The sequence below is a fragment of the Halobacillus sp. Marseille-P3879 genome (assembly GCF_900240285.1).
In the GTDB taxonomy this organism is placed as follows: Bacteria; Bacillota; Bacilli; order Bacillales; family Halobacillaceae; genus Halobacillus_A.
The window spans coordinates 529,275-550,180 of sequence record NZ_OESS01000003.1; the positions used below are offsets into that span (position 1 = coordinate 529,275).

The 20,906-nt window shown below is 41.9% G+C and carries 17 protein-coding genes and 1 riboswitch; of the genes, 13 read left to right on the forward strand and 4 right to left on the reverse strand.

The window, feature by feature from the left end; translation table 11 throughout:
* The first annotated feature begins 256 nt into the window (after positions 1–256).
* Positions 257–374, forward strand: a riboswitch (SAM riboswitch).
* A 160-nt stretch (positions 375–534) separates the two neighbouring features.
* The 5 genes from C1A12_RS16995 to C1A12_RS17015 all read left to right on the forward strand — a co-directional run bounded on the left by C1A12_RS16995 (position 535) and on the right by C1A12_RS17015 (position 6,846).
* Positions 535–2,355, forward strand: coding sequence for an assimilatory sulfite reductase (NADPH) flavoprotein subunit (locus C1A12_RS16995; protein ID WP_101846536.1), 1,821 nt, complete (start codon positions 535–537; stop codon positions 2,353–2,355).
* Between the two features lie 19 nt (positions 2,356–2,374).
* On the forward strand, positions 2,375–4,087 hold the full coding sequence (gene cysI, locus C1A12_RS17000; protein WP_101845739.1) for an assimilatory sulfite reductase (NADPH) hemoprotein subunit: 1,713 nt from the start codon (positions 2,375–2,377) through the stop codon (positions 4,085–4,087).
* Positions 4,088–4,197: 110 nt separating this feature from the next.
* Entirely contained in the window at positions 4,198–5,292 is a 1,095-nt protein-coding gene (locus C1A12_RS17005) for a polysaccharide pyruvyl transferase family protein (protein WP_159462218.1), read from the forward strand.
* Positions 5,293–5,311: 19 nt separating this feature from the next.
* The gene (locus C1A12_RS17010; RefSeq protein WP_101845742.1) at positions 5,312–6,037 is read left to right on the forward strand and encodes a hypothetical protein; all 726 of its coding nucleotides are present in this window, start codon (positions 5,312–5,314) and stop codon (positions 6,035–6,037) included.
* A gap of 98 nt (positions 6,038–6,135) precedes the next feature.
* A complete protein-coding gene (locus C1A12_RS17015) occupies positions 6,136–6,846 on the forward strand; it encodes a GDSL-type esterase/lipase family protein (RefSeq protein WP_101845744.1) in 711 nt (236 codons plus the stop codon).
* Positions 6,847–6,890: 44 nt separating this feature from the next.
* Here C1A12_RS17015 and yfkAB read toward each other — a convergent pair whose 3' ends face one another.
* A complete protein-coding gene (gene yfkAB, locus C1A12_RS17020; RefSeq protein WP_101845746.1) occupies positions 6,891–8,018 on the reverse strand; it encodes a radical SAM/CxCxxxxC motif protein YfkAB in 1,128 nt (375 codons plus the stop codon).
* A gap of 161 nt (positions 8,019–8,179) precedes the next feature.
* Between yfkAB and C1A12_RS17025 the strand changes: the two genes are divergently transcribed.
* Positions 8,180–9,157 (forward strand): ring-cleaving dioxygenase, encoded by a 978-nt coding sequence (locus C1A12_RS17025; RefSeq protein WP_101845748.1) that lies wholly within the window; start codon positions 8,180–8,182, stop codon positions 9,155–9,157.
* A 47-nt stretch (positions 9,158–9,204) separates the two neighbouring features.
* Here the strand turns inward: C1A12_RS17025 and C1A12_RS17030 are convergent, their stop codons facing one another.
* Complete coding sequence (locus C1A12_RS17030) at positions 9,205–10,047, reverse strand: N-acetylmuramoyl-L-alanine amidase (protein ID WP_306417025.1); 843 nt, start codon at positions 10,045–10,047, stop codon at positions 9,205–9,207.
* A gap of 337 nt (positions 10,048–10,384) precedes the next feature.
* Here C1A12_RS17030 and C1A12_RS17035 point away from each other — a divergent pair, with 337 nt between their 5' ends.
* The 3 genes from C1A12_RS17035 (at position 10,385) to C1A12_RS17045 (ending at position 14,058) form a co-directional block, all read left to right on the forward strand.
* Positions 10,385–11,356, forward strand: coding sequence for a sodium:calcium antiporter (locus C1A12_RS17035; protein WP_101845752.1), 972 nt, complete (start codon positions 10,385–10,387; stop codon positions 11,354–11,356).
* Positions 11,357–11,445: 89 nt separating this feature from the next.
* Complete coding sequence (locus tag C1A12_RS17040; protein ID WP_101845753.1) at positions 11,446–12,687, forward strand: surface carbohydrate biosynthesis protein; 1,242 nt, start codon at positions 11,446–11,448, stop codon at positions 12,685–12,687.
* A gap of 9 nt (positions 12,688–12,696) precedes the next feature.
* A complete protein-coding gene (locus C1A12_RS17045; RefSeq protein ID WP_101845755.1) occupies positions 12,697–14,058 on the forward strand; it encodes a hypothetical protein in 1,362 nt (453 codons plus the stop codon).
* A gap of 67 nt (positions 14,059–14,125) precedes the next feature.
* On the opposite strand, the gene cysC is transcribed toward C1A12_RS17045, so the two are convergent.
* Entirely contained in the window at positions 14,126–14,725 is a 600-nt protein-coding gene (cysC, locus tag C1A12_RS17050; RefSeq protein ID WP_101845756.1) for an adenylyl-sulfate kinase, read from the reverse strand.
* Positions 14,726–14,730: 5 nt separating this feature from the next.
* The gene (locus C1A12_RS17055; protein WP_101845758.1) at positions 14,731–15,969 is read right to left on the reverse strand and encodes an SLC13 family permease; all 1,239 of its coding nucleotides are present in this window, start codon (positions 15,967–15,969) and stop codon (positions 14,731–14,733) included.
* A 181-nt stretch (positions 15,970–16,150) separates the two neighbouring features.
* Here C1A12_RS17055 and C1A12_RS17060 point away from each other — a divergent pair, with 181 nt between their 5' ends.
* The 4 genes from C1A12_RS17060 (at position 16,151) to C1A12_RS17075 (ending at position 20,897) form a co-directional block, all read left to right on the forward strand.
* The gene (locus C1A12_RS17060; RefSeq protein WP_101845759.1) at positions 16,151–16,870 is read left to right on the forward strand and encodes a sulfotransferase family 2 domain-containing protein; all 720 of its coding nucleotides are present in this window, start codon (positions 16,151–16,153) and stop codon (positions 16,868–16,870) included.
* Positions 16,871–17,081: 211 nt separating this feature from the next.
* Positions 17,082–18,080: an SDR family NAD(P)-dependent oxidoreductase gene (locus C1A12_RS17065; RefSeq protein WP_101845761.1), complete on the forward strand. Its 999-nt coding sequence runs from the start codon at positions 17,082–17,084 to the stop codon at positions 18,078–18,080.
* 54 nt (positions 18,081–18,134) lie between these two features.
* Positions 18,135–19,577 (forward strand): hypothetical protein, encoded by a 1,443-nt coding sequence (locus tag C1A12_RS17070; protein ID WP_101845762.1) that lies wholly within the window; start codon positions 18,135–18,137, stop codon positions 19,575–19,577.
* 375 nt (positions 19,578–19,952) lie between these two features.
* Positions 19,953–20,897: a dTDP-glucose 4,6-dehydratase gene (locus C1A12_RS17075; protein WP_101845764.1), complete on the forward strand. Its 945-nt coding sequence runs from the start codon at positions 19,953–19,955 to the stop codon at positions 20,895–20,897.
* The last annotated feature ends 9 nt before the right edge of the window (positions 20,898–20,906 follow it).

Consider the following 20,906-nt stretch of genomic DNA (forward strand, 5'->3'; position numbering starts at 1 on the left):
TTTCATTTACTGAATAGGTTCATAGAAACTGGCCATAAAAACAGGATTTTTTTATTACTTTACACAGATCATGAAAGTTACCGTGAAAATTAATGAGGAGCCGATAAAAATAAAAAGAATTTCCGCTGTGATACTGCTCCAACATTGGTTTTATTATATATTAAAGGTTATCATTTTTTCGGAATGTATTGACAATTCGTCGAAATCAGCATATTATATTTACCATTCATGACTTTATTATAATTGTATACGAGCTTTCTTATTTTGAGAGGTGGAGGGACTGGCCCTGTGAAGCCTCGGCAACGGGTCTTATTCGTCAAAACAGGATACTGTGCCAATTCCAGCAGAGGCATGAAGCGTCTGAGAAATAAGAAGAATGGAGATTACGATTAAACCCTCTCTTCTTTTTATTCAGAAGCGAGGGTTTTTTGTTAGTGTTTAAGATGGGGTAAGAATCGATTTCAGATATTTTTTTACAGTTAAACCCGACTAAACAACTATGATTACAATGTGAAGTGGAGTGAGGTGGAAATGTTGCAATTAAAGGAAAAGAACAGTCCTTTTAATCAGGAGCAGGCGGAACAATTAAACCGTGTGCTTCCTACCTTGACGGAAACACAGAGAATTTGGCTGAGCGGCTATTTAGCTGTGCCATTGAACGGCGCCGGGATTGAGGATCCGCCGCAAACCTCAGAAGCAGGCGGTACTGCAGCAGCAAATCCTACGAGAGAGGTTACGATTTTATATGGATCTCATACAGGGAACTGCGAATCTCTTTCGGAAGAATTTGCCGGCAAGCTGAAAGAGCAGCAATTTAATGTGACGGTTTCTTCGATGGATGACTTTAAACCGAAAGCATTAAAAAAAGTCGAAGATTTGTTAATTTTAACAAGTACACACGGAGACGGAGATCCTCCGGATAATGCGTTGTCTTTTTATGATTTTCTTCATAGTAAGAGGGCGCCTGAACTTGACGGGGTACGATTCTCTGTCTTGGCTTTAGGGGACAGTTCCTATGAATTCTTCTGTCAGACGGGTAAAGAATTCGATCAGCGTCTGGAGGAATTAGGTGCTGAGCGAATCGCTGATCGTGTGGATTGTGATTTAGATTTTGAAGAGCCGGCGGAAGAGTGGTTTCAAGCAGTAGCTGAAGAGCTTGACACTGGTCAAAATCAAACAGGTGACGTGCCGCAGGCGGCTCCTGGGCTGAATCAGACAAGTGAGACGGTTTATTCAAGGTCTAACCCATTCAACGCTGAAATCTTGGAAAATATTAATCTTAATGGCCGTGGATCTAACAAAGAAACGCGCCACCTCGAGCTTGATCTTGAGGGAACAGGTATTCAATATAAGCCTGGTGATAGTTTAGGTATTTTTCCAGAAAATGACCCGTCACTCGTTGATCAACTGATTCAGCTGATGGACTGGAATCCTGAAGAGACAGTAACAATTAACAAACAAGGAGAAATCCGGGCTTTACGTGAAGCTTTAACCTCCCACTTTGAGATTACGAGTTTAACGAAACCACTGCTTGAAAAAGCGGCTGCTCTTACCTCAAATGAAGCACTTAAAGAATTGGTTGATCCTGAGAACTCTCAAGAGCTGAAAGCTTATACTGAAGGACGCGATTTACTTGATCTGCTGCAGGACTTCGGACCATGGGATGCGTCTGTCCATGATTTTATTGCCATTCTACGTAAGATACCAGTACGTCTTTATTCAATTGCAAGCAGTCCGGAAGCTAACCCTGACGAGGTTCATTTAACGATCGGGGCAGTAAGATATGATGCGCATGGACGCCCTCGCTCAGGTGTGTGTTCTGTTCAATGTGCAGAACGGTCAGAACCAGGAGATAAGCTTCCGGTCTTCGTACAGCGGAACCAGAACTTTAAGCTTCCTGAGAACGAAGAGACCCCTGTAATCATGATAGGGGCTGGAACAGGGGTAGCCCCTTACCGCGCTTTTCTAGAAGAAAGGGAAGAGAACGAAGCGAGCGGTGACACCTGGTTGTTCTTTGGAGATCAGCACTTTGTTACCGACTTTCTTTATCAAACGGAGTGGCAGCGCTGGTTAAAAGAAGGCGTCCTGACGAAGATGGACGTCGCTTTCTCAAGAGATACAGACGAGAAGGTTTACGTGCAGCATCGTATGCATGAACACAGCAAAGAGTTGTATGAATGGCTTCAGTCTGGGGCTCATGTATATGTGTGCGGAGATGAGCAGTATATGGCAAAAGACGTTCAGGAAACGCTCTTAACCATTTTAAAAGAAGAAGGACAAATGAACGACGAACAAGCTGAACAATACTTGGCAGACATGCGTCAAGCAAAGCGTTACCAGCGTGACGTTTATTAAGGGGAAGGGGGAAGAAATCATGACGAACAATAGATTTCCTGAGCAGCACGGACCGCCGAGTGAAATGGAAAAGATAAAAGACCAAAGTGACTACTTAAGAGGCTCGCTTGTCGAAAGCTTTGCTGAACGTTTAAGTGCAGGCATTCCTGATGAGCAGACGAAGCTTCTTAAGTTTCATGGAAGTTACATGCAGGATGACCGTGACGTACGAAATGAACGAAAACAGCAAAAGCTTGAACCCAATTATCAATTTATGATTCGTGTCCGCCTGGCCGGAGGAGTCGCTTCTCCAGAGCAATGGCTTACTATGGATGAGCTGGCGAATACCAACGGAAATGGCACGCTTAAGCTGACAACGCGCCAGACGTTTCAGCTGCACGGCGTGTTAAAATGGAATATGAAAAAGACGATCCAGGGCATGAACGAAGCCCTTATGGATACGATCGCTGCCTGTGGAGATGTCAACCGTAACGTGATGTGTAATGCCAATCCGTATCAGTCAGATATCCACGCTGAAGTTTATGAGTGGTCTAAACAAATCAGTGACCATTTACTACCGCGCACGAGAGCATATCATGAAATTTGGCTGGACGAAGAAAAAGTACTCGACAGCAGAGAAGAAGAAACGGAGCCGATTTATGGCCCGCTTTATTTACCGAGGAAGTTTAAGATTGGAGTGGCAGTTCCTCCTTCAAATGACGTAGATATCTTTTCTCAGGATCTCGGATTTATAGCGATTTTAGAGGATGGCAAGCTGCAAGGTTTCAATGTAACCGTAGGCGGCGGCATGGGCATGACTCACGGGGATACGAATACATATCCCCAATTGGCTAAAGTGCTTGGTTTTTGTAAACCAGAGCAAACGTTAGAAGTCGCAGAGAAAATCCTTACCATTCAACGTGATTACGGAAACCGTTCGGAGCGGAAAAATGCCCGCTTTAAATATACGGTTGATCGAAAAGGCCTTGATTGGATCAGGCAGGAGCTCAATGCCCGATTAGGATGGGACATTGAAGAAGAACGTCCCTACTCTTTTGATCATAATGGCGATCGTTATGGATGGGTGAAGGGAGATGACAAATGGCATCTCACTCTCTTTATCCAAAACGGCCGGGTGAAAGATACAGAAGATTATCCAATGATGACGGGACTGCGTGAAATCGCCAAAGTTCATCAGGGGGATTTCAGACTGACGCCAAACCAGAACTTGATCATTTCAAATGTGGCAGAAGAGGATAAGGCGCAGATTGAAGACCTTGCAGCCCAATACGGGTTGACCGATGGCAGGCATAACTCCGCGTTGCGGCAGAATTCTATGGCTTGCGTTGCTTTTCCAACGTGTGGACTGGCGATGGCTGAATCAGAGCGTTACCTTCCTTCTTTAATCGATAAGGTAGAGGACATCTTAGATGAATCCGGGATTCGTGAAGAAGAGATCATTATCCGGATGTCCGGATGTCCAAATGGGTGCTCTCGGCCAGCGTTAGGTGAGATCGGGTTTATCGGCAAAGCACCAGGCAAGTACAACATGTATCTCGGAGCCGGCTTTAGAGGAGACCGCCTGAACAAGTTGTATCGTGAGAATATTGGCGAGGAAGAAATTCTTGAGGAGCTAAAACCTATGCTTCAAAACTTCGCCAGAGAAAAAGAAGAAAATGAACACTTCGGGGACTATGTGATCCGTGCGGGTTACGTCAATGCTGTTCCAGATGGTGTAGAATTTCATACGTGACGATCTGCCCCGTGGCTTCGAAGAAGCCACGGGGTTTCTTTGTTTACGCTCTGACATAACCGACTTTCACCAGGCATATAATGAAAGCGTGGATGAAGAGGGGGGAGTATATGTCATACTTGCTTCTTTCTACATATGGAGAGAAAGGATCAAGGGATTCAGGAGATGATTTGATTTGTAAAAGCCTGACGAGACTGATCAGGCGTGCAAAAGGGAAGAAGCTAGGTGTCGATGTTTTCAGTTTAGTTGATGACAGTGTAGAAACTGTAACGGACATCAGCAAGTATCGAGCGGTCATTGTGCCGGCGTTACGTCCAATCGTTCAGGGAAGTAAATTACTCCCTCCGAAGCGTTCATTACTTCTACAGCAAGCAAAGGAGCATCAGGTACCCGTCTACGTCATTGGTGCGGGGTGGGGATCTTATCCAGGGACTTTCAGACAGGCAAAGAACCAGAAGATAATTAAAGAGGACAAGGCTCAACTTATTGGATTAGACGGACTTATCTCAACACGTGATTTTACCACTGAAGTGCTGCTGCGAAGTAACCGGATCCCCTGCTATGGGACTACTGGAGACTGCGCTCTGTTTGAGACTACCTCTATTGGACAGACTCCCCAGCTTCCAGAAACAGTAAAGAATGTAGCTTTATCTCTTCCCCGCAACCGCCGTCACTGGTCTGCCTGCTATAGGCTTGCTCTCCGGATAAAGGAAGAATTCTCGTGTGACGTTTACATAACGGTTCACGAATACTATGGAGAGTTCTCTGCTTTGATTCCTTCAAATTGGGACCGGCATAAGGTGTATATTAAGGATCTGTCGGGAGGGGCGGAGAAATTAAGTTTCTATAAGCAGTGTGATGCTCATATTGGCTTTCGACTTCATGCTCACATCTGGTTTTTAAGAAAAAGAAAACCAAGTTTGCTGATTGCAGAGGACGGCAGGGGGATGGGGACCCTCATGACTTTAACTGGATTAGGTTACTCGGCAGCTGCCAATCAAACATGGAAAAAAGCTGATGAGCTTATTACCTTTAGTGAAAAAGCAGTGTACAAGCATAAAGGAAATGAACCTACTGTAGAAAAAGCAGTTCGTATTTTTAAAAATGAACATCAGAACGGCTATGTAATTACGCGAAATTCCCTCAGAAAGATCGATCGATTGTGGAGAGAGAAAATGAAACCGTTGCTTCAAAGATTGCCATAGATTAGAAGGGAGAGAGTGGATGGGCATTCCTAAAAGAGAAAAAGCGTTAAATAGTCAATCGGTAATCGTCCAGGTACCTATCCAGAAATGTTGTGACTGGCAGGGATTCACTTACACGAAAGAAGGCTGGCATTACCTGTGTGAAACGATGAAGCAGGTGGAGGACAATCCAAATCTTAAGTACAAAGATTCCATATTGGCCCGTTTCTATACTAACTATCAGCCCACCTCATTAATGGAGTGCTTGTTGGAGCAAGAAGATGGAAAAAATTCCTCTTCAACAGAGCAATGGGAACCTTTACCATGGAGAGTAAGCATTAATATCCCTGAGGGCAATAACCAGCATTTTGGTCCCAACCACGAGCGTTTTGGGGAGAGACAATTACAGCGCATCATTTCTGTGTATAAAGCCGTGAAGCAAAAAGGCTACCACCCTGCAAAATACAAAGACGGGTATGTTCGCGGCTACTTTTTAAAAAAACCAGGAGACTATAGGTTTCTCATAACAGCCGGCCAACACAGGATGGCAGCATTAGCCGTATTAGGGTATAAAGATGTAATTGTCCGCTTGCAGCCCCGGCAAAAACGTGTAATCACAATGAAAGAAGTGGAGAAGTGGCCGCAAGTAATCAATGGTACCTACGATAAAGAAACGGCCCGGCGGATATTCCAGTCCTACTTTAAGAATAATGGCTCAGAGAAGGCGGAAGCATTGGGCCTTCTGCACCGAAAAGCAAAGAATTGACAAGTGAATCTATTCGGCTCATATTAAAGTTCTCTTCCTAATCGTTTAACCCCCTTAAGAAAGGGGTAAGTTACATTCTCAGGAGGAGAGGAACTTTGATGAAGAAAATACTTATATATGCAGCGAGCCTTGTTCTTGTAGTGGCAGCGGGAGTCTGGGTGGTAAACTGGAACCAAATAAAGAACAATTCGGCTGAAGAAACGGAAAAAATGGTGGCCCTTGGTGATTCGTTAACGTACGGTATCGGTGATCAGTCCGGGCACGGATTTGTAGAGGACCTGGAACAGCTGTTAAAAGATAATAAAGACGCCAGCGTGCAGGTGGAGAACTATGGTATTCCTGACCAGCAGACAGATGGTTTATTAAAACAAGTAAAGCAAACCAATATAAAGAGTGACTTAAATCACGCAGATTATTTTATCTTATTTATTGGTACAAATGATTTAATCGAAAGTAATGGAGGAAACTTGACTTCTATTAATGAAGAGAAGATTGAATCCGGGAAGAAAGATTACGAGAATAATTTATCTGAAATCCTTAATATTATACGGAATGAAAATAAGGATGCTCCCATTCTTTTCCTGGGACTTTATAATCCTTACCCTGATTCCCAGGAAATTGAAGAAGAAGTTACTGATTGGAACCAAAAGAGTCAATCTGTAGTTGATAATTATAGACGGATCAAGTTTATTTCAACGAATGATCTTTTTAAAGAAAAGTCAGAGGAATACTTTAGTGATGCTCTTCACCCGAATAAAAAAGGATATGATCTTATCACTGAAAAAATTGTAAAAGAATATGACTTTTAACAAACAATAAGCCGCATCTCTGTAGAAGAAATGCGGCTTTGTTTTTATCGGGTTAAAGTAATATTCGTCTCCCGCTTTTGAAAATCAACATCCTGGTAATACGTATTCTTCACTAATAGGTTCGGTCCTAAACATTTGGCGGCCGGACAGTGACAGTTTAACGCTTTAGCTGTATTTGTATCCATCCATTTCGTAAAAGCCTCAGGAAGAGAAGTATCCTGGATTCTTCCTAGTGAAGGTTCATCACCAAAATCCGTTACGATGATCTCACCGGAAAAGATATTCACATTCAGGCGTGAGCGACCGTCAGGATCATTACGGACAGTTACGTTTCTGGCAGCGTCTAACCGTTTCAGCATCTCTAAATCTTCCTGTGAAGAGCTGCAAGGGTAAAAAGGAAGGGTGCCAAACAACATCCATGTGTCCGGATCCCGGTGGCTCAGGAGCCGGTTAATTCCCTCTCTCATTTCCTCTAAACTTAAAGTTTCCAGATTACTTGCAAAGTCCACAGGATACATCGGGTGAATTTCGTGGCGCGCACAGCCCATTTCCAGCACATGATCATGGATTTTTTCTAAGTGAGGAAACGTGCGCTGGTTGAGCATAGTTTCTGCTGATACCATTACACCTTCTTTAGACAAGGCCTGGCTGTTTTCCACCAGCCGTTCAAAGTAGCCGGCACGATTTTCAAAGGAAGGCTTACGTTCCATTAAAGCAAACCCGGTCTCCGCAAATTCATCGACGGTTCCCCAGTTGTGAGAGATATGTAAAACATCTAAATAGGGTATAATGTCTTCGTAACGAGCGTATGGCAGCGTTAGGTTGGAATTAATCTGCGTCCTTACTCCCCGCTCATGGGCATATTTTAATAAAGGAACAACATACTCCCTGACTGATTTTTTTGAGAGCATTGGTTCGCCGCCTGTAATGCTGAGGGTACGCAGGTGTTTAATTTCGTCCAATCTCTTCGTCAAAAGTTCTACAGGCAAAGCATCAGGGTCTTTATTCTGCAGCGTGTAACCAACAGCACAATGAGCGCAGCGCATATTACATAAGTAAGTCGTTGTGAATTCGACATTTGATAATGTCATCTCTCCATGTTCTTCGACGTCCATATAAGCTTCCCACGGGTCATAGGAAGGGGAAAGTGTCTTTAATTTAGTACTAACCATGATGATAAACTTCCTTTCTTACGATAAGCATCTATTTCTATTGTATCATGCTTTACGATGATTTTAACTCCAGGTAAAATATCTTGAATTTGAGATAAAAAAACGATAGGATAAAAGAAGAAACAAAGGCTCAGTATAACTTCCGAATGGAGGAATGAATTATGAATGAATTAAAAGGTCTTCATCATGTAACAGCGATTACTAGCAGTGCTGAGAAGAACTATGAATTTTTCACATATGTATTGGGAATGCGCCTTGTTAAAAAAACAGTAAATCAGGACGACATTCAGACATATCATCTTTTCTTTGCTGATGACAAAGGAAGTGCAGGAACAGATATGACGTTTTTTGATTTTCCCGGCATTCCTAAAGGTTCACACGGAACAAATGAGATTGCTAAGACTTCTTTTCGAGTACCAAGCAATGATGCATTGGATTACTGGCAGGACCGATTTGACCGTCTCGAAGTTAAGCATAACGGAATCCAGGACCGGTTTGGGAAAAAGGTTCTTCCGTTCGTTGACTTTGATGATCAATCCTACGAGCTAGTCTCGGATGAACATGACCAGGGAGTTGCACCAGGGACTCCATGGCAGAAGGGTCCGGTACCATTAGAATACGCGATCACTGGCTTAGGACCTCTTTACGTCCGGGTCGATAATTTGGATTACTTTAAGGAAATGCTTGAAAAGGTGCTTCTATTTAAAGAAGTTGGGGAAGAAGGAGCGCTTCACCTGTTTGAAGTAGGAGAAGGTGGGAACGGAGCGCAGGTTATCGTTGAGTATAATCCCATTCTTCCTCCAGCTAGGCAGGGGTACGGCACGGTTCACCATGCGGCCTTTCGTGTGGAGGATCGGAATGCTCTGGAAGAATGGATTGAGCGGATGCCGCGCTTTGGTTTTAGAACTTCCGGGTATGTGAATCGTCACTATTTTGAATCTCTTTATGTTAATGTGGCGCCGCAGATCCTTTTTGAATTTGCAACGGACGGGCCGGGTTTCATGGGTGATGAACCTTATGAAACATTAGGAGAGAAACTATCCCTTCCTCCAATGCTTGAACCGAAGCGGGAACAAATCGAACAAGCTGTCAGACCCATTGATACGGTGAGAAGTACGAAGGAAATAAAAAAAGAATAAGACAGTAAAGCCCGCTGCGGACAGAGCAGCGGGCTTTTTTTATATTATTATTCATCAAAGTAATCAATTGCACCTTCAGTTATCGCATCTGCGACTGTGGATTGATAGCTTTCGGTCTGAACCACTTCAGCTTCTTCCTGATTTGTCAGAAAACCTAGTTCAAGAAGAACTGCTGGAGCATGGTTATCTTTTACTACACGAAAATCCTCTTGAAATACGCCGTCGTTTTGACGGTCCGTCTTGCCGACCAGCTGATTCTGCATGGTTCTTGCCCAGGATGAGTCTTTGTTGTCATCATGATAATAGCTGCTTATTCCACGGGCACTCGAAGAAGCGCTGGCATTATAGTGAAAGCTAATGAACGCATCAGTATCGTAAGAGTGGCTGATATTGACTCTTTCATCCAGATCTACATATTGATCTCCTGAGCGTGTCATTGTAACAGTAGCACCGGCGTCGCTTAATTGATCGTATGTACGCTGAGCGGTACTTAAGTTAACATCCTTCTCATAAATACTATTTACCCCTATGGCTCCTGGGTCTGTACCCCCGTGTCCCGGATCAAGGGTTATACGTACACCTTCGAGCGGTGAATCTGATCCAACTAAAAAGTCAGTGGATACCCATCCAGTGTAGCCATTATACTCAATTCTTCCCCAATTCCCGTCCTTCTCGTATACGGTTACAGAAGCCCCGTCTTCCAGGGCGCCAATAATTGGAGCGTCCATGCTCGGTGTACTTCTAACGTGCAGCGATGTCGCATCAACCTGGTAGTCGGTTCCTTCTTCCGCATTGACTGGAAGAGCACTTAACAGAGTGACTACTCCTGTTATAATCGCTGTTAGAATAACCAGTCTTTTTACTTTAAATGTGGCTGGTAATAGAATGATAACTCCTCACCTCTCTTGTAGTAATTATGAAACTAGCACTCTATGAATCTTTTTCCTACTATCATAACAACACAGGAGAGGAATTCAATTGATTCAGCAATAAACGAACCGATATGCTAAGAAAACAGGATATATATGTAAAATTTCGATTTTTTTCTTAATACAAAAAGGACTATTCTCTTGGTGTCATTTGAAGGGGATGTTTTGCCGCTTAATTATTACACTGACGGGAATAGTAACTTCAACAAGAGAAGTAGTGATGGGGGACCATTATAGAAAATAATGTATCAGGATCTCGTTAATTGTCATAGAGGTCGTTTAAGAGAGGAGAAGTACTATGATTTATGCAATATTTCTGCTCGCTGCTGCAGTTGTCGTCATAGCGGCTATTAAGCTTAACACTTTCGGGGATATCATCAGCAGAAAGTCTGTGTTAAGCGGAGCAGCTGTCGGGACTTTTTTGATAGCGGGGGCTACATCTTTACCTGAACTCACAACGAGCTTAACCGCTGTGTATATTGATAACCCTGATATAGCTGTTGGGAATATGATCGGAAGTAATGTCTTTAATCTCTTAATTCTGGCCGTTGTGGATATAATTTATCGAAGGAGAAAGCTGTTTCAGCGTGTAGATTATAGAGAACACATGCCTGCAGTAGTGAGTGGGTTAGTCTTTATGTTTATTGTGATAGCAGCTTTAATTATTCCTGGATCAATTGAATGGTTCGGAATTGGAATTGAAATGTTTCTCATGGCAGGTTTATATATTTTCATGACTAAATCTCTATCAAATAATACGGCAGAGAATGAAGCAGCAGTGGACATAGAGGGCCCGGCAGAGTCCTATAGTTTACGTCAGTCTGTTGTTCGCTTTTTTCTATTGGCCGTTGTGGTTTTTGTGGCGGGAAGCATTTTGTCTATTTCAGGGGATCAGCTCGCCCAAGTATCAGGGATGGATTCCAGCTTTGTAGGAAGCTTTCTTATAGCAGCGTCTACTTCGTTACCTGAACTTGTCACAGTACTTGCCGCGTTTAAAGCTTCTAATTATGGAATGGCGATTGGAGCCATATTAGGCAGTAATGTTTTTAATATGCAGCTGCTTGTAGTAACCGATATCCTCTATCGGGAAGGAGCGATTTTAAAGGCAGCAGGAATTTCCCACGTATTTATGGCTCTGCTTGTTGTATTTATGACCCTGATGGTTATTTATCTGCTCCGCAGGCCTGCAATTTCAAATTCAATGCGCTACGCAGCCCCATCCTTAGTGATAAGTGTCGTTTATCTTATTGCTTCTTATATCATGTTTTAAGCTGGGCAGCTTTTTTCTTTGATTAGAAGGTCTGCCCGTTCAAATAACGAATAGGCTTATAGAAGAAAGCGTTAGAAGGAGGAATTCACGTGAGGTCTGCTCAACCGATGAAAAAGATCATCTACCTGCCCATTGAAATAAAGGCAAGAGAATTAGATGCAAAACTCTTGTTTACTTATTATGCCCTTCATAAAGGATATCGGGTAATTATCGGAGAGCAGCTTATGGTGGAAGAAGCGTCTATAATATTGGGCCCTGGGATTTTCTTTTCAAAAGGGTATTCTGAACGATATCGGAGGAGAGTGGTGACAAAAGCTCATCGAGCAAACCATACAATTGTTGAGCTTGATGAAGAAGGGTTTATATTTCACGACCCCTCTAAGTATATAAAGGAGCGTATGAACGAAAAGATGATGCCCTTGATTGCTCAGGAGTATTGCTGGGGGCATTACCAGCAAGACACAATTGTCCAGGCTTATCCTGAGGTTGTGAATCGATGTTACCTTACCGGTAATCCACGGTTTGATTTGTTGAAGAAGAAATATCGTTCACTTTATGAAGCGAAAGCAGAAGTGTTACAGGAGCAGTATGGAGATTTTATATTAATTAACACACGTTTCGCTTTATATAACCATTTTCGAGGGAAGAACAAAACAGCAGAAGATACGGATGCGGCAGCTTATATACAGAAGCTGTATTTCGCTTTTTTAAAAATGGTGAAAGCGTTAAGTATTCAGTTTCCCTCAGAAAAAATTGTGGTTAGGCCTCACCCCTCAGAAGGTCTCCAGTCCTATAAAAAAGAGCTTGCTTCCTATAAGAATGTTATTGTACGAAACGATGGTTGTTCCACCGAATGGATCACGGCTTCCCGCGTTGTCATTCACAATGGATGTACGACTGGGATCGAAGCCGTACTGCTTGAGACACCGGTTATTTCTTACGTGCCTTTTGAAGACGCCAGGTATGATGTCGTACTGCCTAATTCAGCTGGTGTAAAGGCATCATCGCTTGAAGAGCTCATTTATTATGTTGAACATCCAGGAAAGAAAAAACGAACTCGCTTTCTAAACCCTTACTATCAACAAACGCCCTATGCTCATGAAGCTATTTTGCCATTGTTAAGTGAACTGCCGGTCCCTCCATCTCCCTTTAAAAATGTTCAGGTTCCTAAAATAAGGAGAAAGCACTTTAAACATCGATTTCCCTCGTTAAAGATAGAAGAAGTCAGGGCTTTTCTTAAATCAGTGGATCAAATTGAAGGCAGAGAGTCTATCATTAGAATTAAGGAAGCCGCGACCCATTTATTTGATCTATCGATTAATGGAAGGTGAGCAAAAGCCATGAACCATTATGAAAAAAATTACTGGGCTCTTTATTTCGACTTTATTGAATTATTTTCTAAAGAAGCTCCTAAAGGCTATCCCCTTGTTCTGCTAAGCCATTTTTATGAGCATATTAAGAAAATCCCTGCTCTTCATACAGCTTTAAAAAAAGAAACATTTGAGCGTCGCTTAATTCATAGACTCGAAACGGAAGAACAGGTACAGAAATTCTTCGAAGAATATTTTCCTAATGGAGAAAGAAAGATGGTAAAAGGGAAAATAGCTCTTCATGATCATCTGCTCAGGTTTCCCCCCTCCGTTATGAACCAATTCCCTCCAGCTCATACCCTGCTGATTAAAAATAAAAGCCGCAGCAAAAAAGAGAAATCAGGAATCCCCATTCTCAGTTTAAAAGATTATGAGCAAGAGACGGAAGAAATGGAAAAAGAATATAAAGAAGCATGGTATCGGCTGTTCTCAAAGCATTCTAATCATCCGCTTATAGGGAATGCAGTTTTTAAGAAGCGGCTAATCAAGGAACTGCCACGGTTATTACAGGCTGTCTTTGCTGCAGAGTCTGTCATGCAGAAAGAAAAGTTGAATGTCCTGGTGCTTGGGACTACGAATTCTTGTGAAAGCCGTGCACTGGCGCTGTCAGCGAGAAAGTATGGAATTCCTTCTGTATGTATGCAGCACGGAATTATAGGTCTGGAATTCGGCTATTTACCTAAAGCGGCTGATTACCTGGCTGTTTACGGACATTACGAGCTTGACTGGTATATAAGAAAAGGAATCCCTGCTGATGAAATAAGAATAACGGGGCATCCAAGATTTGACGAAATTAAGAATCAAAAGACGGCACCACTCTCTAAGCTCGGTTTCAATCCTCGTAAAGCAACCATATTATTCATCCATCATCATGAGGAAGTCAGCGTGCCAAGAGCCATTATTCAAAGCTTGACTGAGTACGACACGTTTCAGCTTATAGTAAAAGCCCGCGGTAATCCAAAAGAGATCACAAAACTACAAAAAATGTATCCTTCAGTCCAGTTGAGTGCCGGGATTGGTTTATATGATTTGATTGCAGCTGCAGATATAGTGGTCAGTTATCCCTCGACAGTAGTTTTAGAATCATTGATCGCAAACAAACCTGTTTTTATATGGAATATTCCAGGTGAACCGCTGCCGGCCTGCTTTGACTCTTTACAAGAAATGGTCCATGATCATCCTGTAACTTTAGTAAAACACATCCTTCATCACTTCAGGGAAAAAAAGGGGATAATAAAAACAGAGTTCCTTGCCAGGCATTATCCTCTGGAGCTACAGCAGAAAAAATCTACGGATGTTCTGCTGAAGTTGATTAATGACTTAAAAAGCTGAACCATCAGGTGGTCAGCTTTTTTAAGTCTGTTGCCTAGATTATCCCACTGCCTATCGGGGAGCACGTTTACTCTATTCCTTTCAGTTTAGATAATAAATATTGTGTCAACTGATGGACTGATTTCTCGATGGGCTGCTCTGTAGTATTTATTGTTATTTCTGGATCTGAAGGTTCCTCATACAATTGAGATATACCGGTGAAGTTTTTAATTTCTCCATTTCGGGCTTTTTCGTAAAGGCCTTTAGGGTCTCTTCTCTCACATTCTTCAAGCGTACATTTTACATACACTTCAATAAATTCTTCTTCTTTAAACCGTTGTCGTGCTGCTTCTCGGTCCTCCTTGTAAGGAGATATGGCGGCAGCAAAAACGACAATCCCGCTGTCAACGAACAGCTTGCCGATTTCTGAAATTCTTCGGATGTTTTCTTTTCGATCTTCCTCACTAAAGCCTAAATTATGGTTAATGCCATGACGCAGATTGTCTCCGTCAAGCAAAAATGTATGGATGCCTTCTTTAAACAGCTGATGCTCGACGAGATTGGCAATCGTCGATTTGCCTGAGCCTGACAATCCTGTAAGCCAGACGATTAAACTTTTATGACCATTTCTTTTCTGTCTGTCTTCCTTAGATAATAATGGTTTATGCCACTTAATGTGTTTATTCACTTTTTTCACCCCCAAATAAATAATGCGAGTCCCACTGTACAAACGGCGCAGAGAATACTCAGTCCGATTCCAGCTCTGATGAAATCTTTAAATCGATAACCCCCCGGTTCAAAAATAATGACATTGGTTTGGTAGCCGATCGGAGTAATAAAACTGCAGGATGCAGAAATGGCAATTACGATTGCAAACATTTTTGGATCTGCTTCGACCAGGTCTGCCATTGACTGACCAATGGGAAACATAAGGACCGCTGCCGCAATGTTGTGGGATATTTCTGTAAGAATCATCGTAGCTAAATAGAGAAGCAATATGACCCCCGCTAATCCGATGAATGGGTAAAGGTCCATAAAAGCGGTAGTGAGCAGCTTCGTAATTCCGGATTTTTCAATGGCAGTGCCAATTCCAATTGCAGAAGCCATGAGTAGTAAGACGTTCCCGTTGACTGCTTTTCTTGCCTCAGAAGGGCGGATTACTTTAGTAACTAGTAAAATGATGACTCCTGCTAAAGCGGCTTTTACAAGAGAGGTGAGATGAAAAGCGACGGAGCCAATCATAATGGTGATTACGAGGAACACGATCCCTGTTTGGCATTTTGTTAAGGGGACTTCGCTTTGAGCTTTCTGCCGCTGGTTACCAGGGGTACGGTCTGGAAGTAATAAGGAACCTATAAGACTCACATAAACCACTCCTAATAGAGTGAGAGGAATTCCGATTAAGGAAAATTCGAAAACTGTAAATCCAGGGTGCCCTTCTTCTATTAAAAGTCCATGAATAATCAAGTTTGTGGAAGAACCATATAGCGTGATAGAACCTCCTAGAATCGCTGCATAAGACAAAGGAATGAGCAGCTTAGAAGGTGGGACCTGATTGTTTCCTGCCCAATTGGTTATTGAAGGTGTAAGCATTGATACGATCGGTGTATTATTCATAATTCCTGACAGTATGGCAACTGGCGACATAATTTTTAATAAGAGAACAGGCTGCTTATCCTCCCGGTTCAGACATTGTTGAAGCAAGGAAATAAGAATACCGCTTTTAAATACGCTGTATCCAATAATAAAAAGTAGGGCAATTGTAATGACGCTAGTGTTGGCAAATCCTCGAAAGGCTTCTTCAGGAGTAATGACTCCAGTCAGCAGGAATACGGACAGAGTAACAAACATGGTGAGATCGGGAGGGGCCCATTGTTTAATGAGTACAACAAACATGCCTGTTAGGAGCAGGGTTACAATAACGATGTCCATCCCGCATGATTCACCCTCTTTTCTATTCAATTATGAATACTATATGCCGCATTTCGTCGATGGTTATGAAAATGGTTGATTGTATTAAGTCTAGCTGGCTCTATTCCCCACACATAATAGGGGAGCGCAGATTATAATATCATAGCCGTAACGCTGAATAAGAAGGGGAAGGAAGAGACAAGTGATTCATTTTAATAAGGAGAAACTAGACCTGGAAAAGTTGGTCTGTTTTTTGCATATTCCTAAGTCAGGTGGCAAGACGATGTGGAATATCTTAGCGGCTCAGGAGGAAGAAATACTCGTATGGCATGGCAAACATTTTAAAAAATTAAAGAAGCAGCCTGTTTTTTTTACAATGCTTCGAGATCCTGTAGAACGGGTGATTTCGACATTTTACTATATTAAGAGCTACGAACGGGATCCCTTACATGAACAGGTAAAAGATATGAGTTTTGAAGAATTTTTGACTTATATGAAAGCTGATGGAATAGGAAATAAACAATATCACAAAAGAGATATTCGCAGTATCCGCTATCGGACAGTTAATTTGGCGACTCGCTATTTATCGGGCGGAGATCCGGAGGGGTTAAAGAAAGCCAATGCTCATTTAAAGAAGTACTTTAAAGAGGTTGGGTTAACAGAGAGATTTAGTGAATCTCTATTTTTTATAAAAAAATATTTTGGCTGGCACGACATTAAGATTGAACATTTGAATATTACACAGAATCGCCCAAAAGCACAGGACATCCCCCCTCACATTATTAAAGAAATAAAAAGACTCAACAATAATGATATTGCTTTATATAAACAAGCCAGAAAAAAATTTGAAGCTCGTCTGAGCAACTTGGATGAACAGCAGAAAATAGAGTTACAGGAATGGAAGAGGAAAGCAGGGGTGTAGGCGGTCTAACCTGCCCCTGCTTCCGTCTATCCGCATTTGTTTCATATTTTTTTGATTTAAACATAAAACCATACCAATTCCAGCAGAGTGCATACTATAAAAGAGGTGTAGAGGCCTGGTATTCATCACTATTTTATTAGATTAATAGAACCCGTAAGGCACTCTTCCATATGATGAAAAGAAGAGATTAGAAAGGAAAGAAGGAGCTAATGTGTATTTCAAAGACAAACGTATTCTAGTTATTGGAGGAACGGGAACGATTGGGAAAAGTATCGTCCGCTATGTACTTGAAGACGACCCGGCTGAAATTATCATATTCAGCCGTGATGAATATAAACAGTTTCAAATGCAGCATGAATGGGATCAACAGGCTAACCTCACATTTGTACTAGGAGATGTCCGTGACTATGACAGAGTTTCGCATGCAATGAAAGGCGTTGATTACGTGTTTCACTTAGCTGCGATGAAACATGTAGCTTCCTGTGAAACCAACCCTCAGGAAGCCATCCTTACTAATGTAAAAGGCACGTATCATGTAATTAACGCCGCTTTAGCTCACGAAGTTGAAAAAGTGGTGTTTACAAGTTCTGATAAAGCTATTTCGCCTACCAATACTTATGGGGCCACGAAGCTGATCGCTGAAAGGTTGATGACGGCGACTGAACTGAGAAAAGGAAAATCGAAAACGATCTTCTCCAGTGTTCGCTTTGGCAATGTAATTGGTTCACGTGGTTCTGTGATTCCATTGTTTAAGAAACAAATTATTGAACAGCAGAGAATTACAGTTACAGATTCACAAATGACTCGCTTCATGATGACTCTTACTCAAGCCACCGAGCTGACGATCCAGGCATTAAAGGAATCAAAGGGCGGAGAAGTTTTTGTTTTAAAGATGCCTGTTATCTTATTGGGAGATTTGGCTTCTTTAGTGATTGAAGAGACTTGTAGAACCGAGCAAATGAATGAAAATAATGTAACTATCCGGGAGATTGGTCTACGTCCTGGAGAAAAAATGTATGAAGAGCTGATGACGTTTGATGAATCCCTGACAGCCCTCGAGCTGCCGGATATGTATGTACTGCCGGGCAATAACAAAAGCAGCTATCCAGGTGCAAGGCAGGCCCAGAACAAAACTTACAGCTCCATTGATCAAACGCCTATCTCTTATAAAGAGCTTAGAAAGTTATTAAAAAATGAAAACATCATTTAGAACTTTATTAAAGAAAGCTAAGTTACAGGATACCCACGGAAAGGAGGGAGTAAATTGAATACGTACGAACGAAATTACTGGTCGCTTTATTTAGATTTTCTGGACCGCTTTGAAGAGCTGAAGTACAAAGGTATATCCCTGCCTTACCTTTGTCACTATCGAAGTTTAATTAAATATGCACCTTTAATGAAAAGGCTGGACCAGGATGCATTTACCCTGCTTTTAAAGAACAAGGTAGAAAGCAATGCTGACGTACAGGCGCGGTTTAATCGCTTCATTAAAAAACACACCAATAAAAACAAGTCAAAAAATAATAAGGGGAAGATCGTAATTCACGATGTTTACAATTTGATTCGATTTCCTACACCCGTTCTCATGAAATACTTCTCTCCATCTTCCACTATGATTATTAAAGATAGAAAAAACCCTCCTAAAGAAAAAGGGTATGTCAGAAAAGAGAAAGATGGAAACATCCCCGTTCACTATTTCGATGAATTCACTAACGATTCAAGCTCAGTATCTGCAGCAGTTAAGGTCATTCAATCACAGGCGAAGAAAATTTTTAAATCACTTCCTAACCATCCATTGTACAGTGATCCTAAGTTCCGTAAAGTTTTCTTAATGCAGCTTAAAAAAATTATTCACCGCGTAGAACAAGCAAACAAACTATTCCGAAGTGAGACAGTGTCCTGTATAGTGGTGGCTTCTACTCATTATCCTGAAAGCCGCACCCTTTCCATAGTAGCTGCCAAAAAGGGAATTCCAACGGTTTGCATGCAGCATGGAATTATTTCAAGTGAGTTCGGCTATTTACCGAAAATAGCCACAGTTGATGCCGTGTATGGTACGTTTGAGAAGGTATGGTATAAGCAGAAGGGCATTGAAGATAGTGCTGTTGAAGTCATTGGCCATCCGCGGTTCGATCAAATATTTTTAAACAAACCAATCGGTCACGGTGAATTTGTAAGACAGCTTGGACTTGAGCCGGCAAAAAAAACTGTGTTAGTAGTCGTTAGGGGAAATAAGGACCTCCCCCGGTGGAGAAAGCTCGTTGAAGCATTAGCTAAAGATGAGAAATTTAATATACTCATTAAAGATTTTCCCAGTTCTCAGCCCCATCAACTGACGATTGATGTACCTCAGGCGCTTCCTTCTCAAAACCTTCACCTGTACGACCTCCTGCACCACGTAGACGCGGTTGTAGTATATTCATCTACAGTAGGGCTGGAAGCGATGCTTGCAGGCAAGCCGGTTTTTATATTAAATGAAGAATTTCCAGGTTATACAGGATATTATTATGGATTAAGCGGGCTGACACACAATAACCCTGTTAAGCTGGCTGAGATCGTCCAACGTTATTTTAATGAAGATACGATGAAAACTTATGAAAAAAAGATAAGGGAAAAGTTTTTGTCCTCCGCCTATGATACCCAGCAGCTATCAGGTAATCGATTAATGCGTTTGATAGACCAACTGACAAATGAAGATGAGACATAAGTCCAGCAATGACAGAAAAAAAACGAACGATAAAAACTGAATAATATATACGCAGAGCATTAGCGTAGTCAAAATGCGTAGACTCCTGTGGGAACAGCACGAGGCGAAGATCCCGCAGGAAAGCGTTCTTTGTTTTCCGAGGAAGCTTAAGGCCGTGCCCACTTAAAAGCGAAGTATTTTGACGGAGCGATGGTGTGAATTCTCTTTCACATAAATAATCCGAACTGATTTCTACAAAATCATTCGGATTATTTTATGCTTTATTCAGTTTTGCCCAACCTCTTTTTGAGTTGGGTCTCTTTTTTGTTCTTATGAATATTCTTTCTTCCTTTTTAATAGGATTGGTCTGAAGGGATAAAAGAAGGGGATGATGAGGTGAATGTACTTGTAACTGGAGGGGCAGGATTTATCGGAAGGTGGGTGGTTAAGAAGCTACTTGATGACGGGCACTGCGTGTGGGTGCTGGATGATCTATCAAATGGCCGAATTGAAAATGTCGACGAATTTTTAAGCCGTAAAAATTTCAAAGAGTTCATTCAAGGTGATATTAAAGATGTTCTTCTGCTGAAAGATCTTTTTTTGAAGCCTTTTGACTGTTGTTATCATTTAGGAGCAAGCATAAACGTACAGGATAGTATTGATGATCCTCAGACGACTTTTGATAATGACACTGTCGGTACTTTTAACGTTTTAGAGGAATGTAAGAAACATAATGTTAAGCTGGTGTTCATGAGTACGTGCATGGTGTATGACCGTGCAGCATCTCCTGCAGGCATTAAGGAAACAGACCCTGTAAAACCGGCTTCGCCTTATGCTGGAGCCAAAATAGCAGCAGAAAATATGGTCCTTTCCTACTTCTTTGCCTATGGTATGCCGACAACCGTCGTCCGCCCGTTCAATACGTACGGCCCTTTTCAGAAGACGGGAGGGGAAGGCGGGGTAGTTGCTATCTTTATAAAAAATAAACTGGAAGGAAAATCACTTCAAATCTATGGGGACGGTACCCAAACGAGGGACTTGTTGTATGTAGAAGATTGTGCTCGTTTCGTCGTCGAAGCAGGGTACTCTGACAAGGCTGACGGAGAAATACTAAATGCAGGACTTGGTCGTGATATTTCAATTAATGATTTAGCGAGCTTAATTATTAAAGATGTGAACAAAATCAAGCATGTCACTCATATCCACCCTCAAAGTGAAATTCAGAAACTCCTTTGTAATTATGATAAGGCAGAAAAACTATTGGGATGGAAGCCCCTGTATAGTTTAGAAAATGGGATTACACGGACAGAAGAGTGGATTAAGTCCACGAATTTGATTTAATGAGGGATT

What these genes read in the sequence shown, in the direction of transcription:
- cysI (WP_101845739.1), top strand. Translation starts at nt 2,375, where the DNA reads ATGACGAACAATAGATTTCCTGAGCAGCACGGACCGCCGAGTGAAATG.
- C1A12_RS17005 (WP_159462218.1), top strand. Translation starts at nt 4,198, where the DNA reads ATGTCATACTTGCTTCTTTCTACATATGGAGAGAAAGGATCAAGGGAT.
- C1A12_RS17010 (WP_101845742.1), top strand. Translation starts at nt 5,312, where the DNA reads ATGGGCATTCCTAAAAGAGAAAAAGCGTTAAATAGTCAATCGGTAATC.
- C1A12_RS17015 (WP_101845744.1), top strand. Translation starts at nt 6,136, where the DNA reads ATGAAGAAAATACTTATATATGCAGCGAGCCTTGTTCTTGTAGTGGCA.
- yfkAB (WP_101845746.1), bottom strand. Translation starts at nt 8,018, where the DNA reads ATGGTTAGTACTAAATTAAAGACACTTTCCCCTTCCTATGACCCGTGG.
- C1A12_RS17025 (WP_101845748.1), top strand. Translation starts at nt 8,180, where the DNA reads ATGAATGAATTAAAAGGTCTTCATCATGTAACAGCGATTACTAGCAGT.
- C1A12_RS17035 (WP_101845752.1), top strand. Translation starts at nt 10,385, where the DNA reads ATGATTTATGCAATATTTCTGCTCGCTGCTGCAGTTGTCGTCATAGCG.
- C1A12_RS17045 (WP_101845755.1), top strand. Translation starts at nt 12,697, where the DNA reads ATGAACCATTATGAAAAAAATTACTGGGCTCTTTATTTCGACTTTATT.
- C1A12_RS17055 (WP_101845758.1), bottom strand. Translation starts at nt 15,969, where the DNA reads ATGGACATCGTTATTGTAACCCTGCTCCTAACAGGCATGTTTGTTGTA.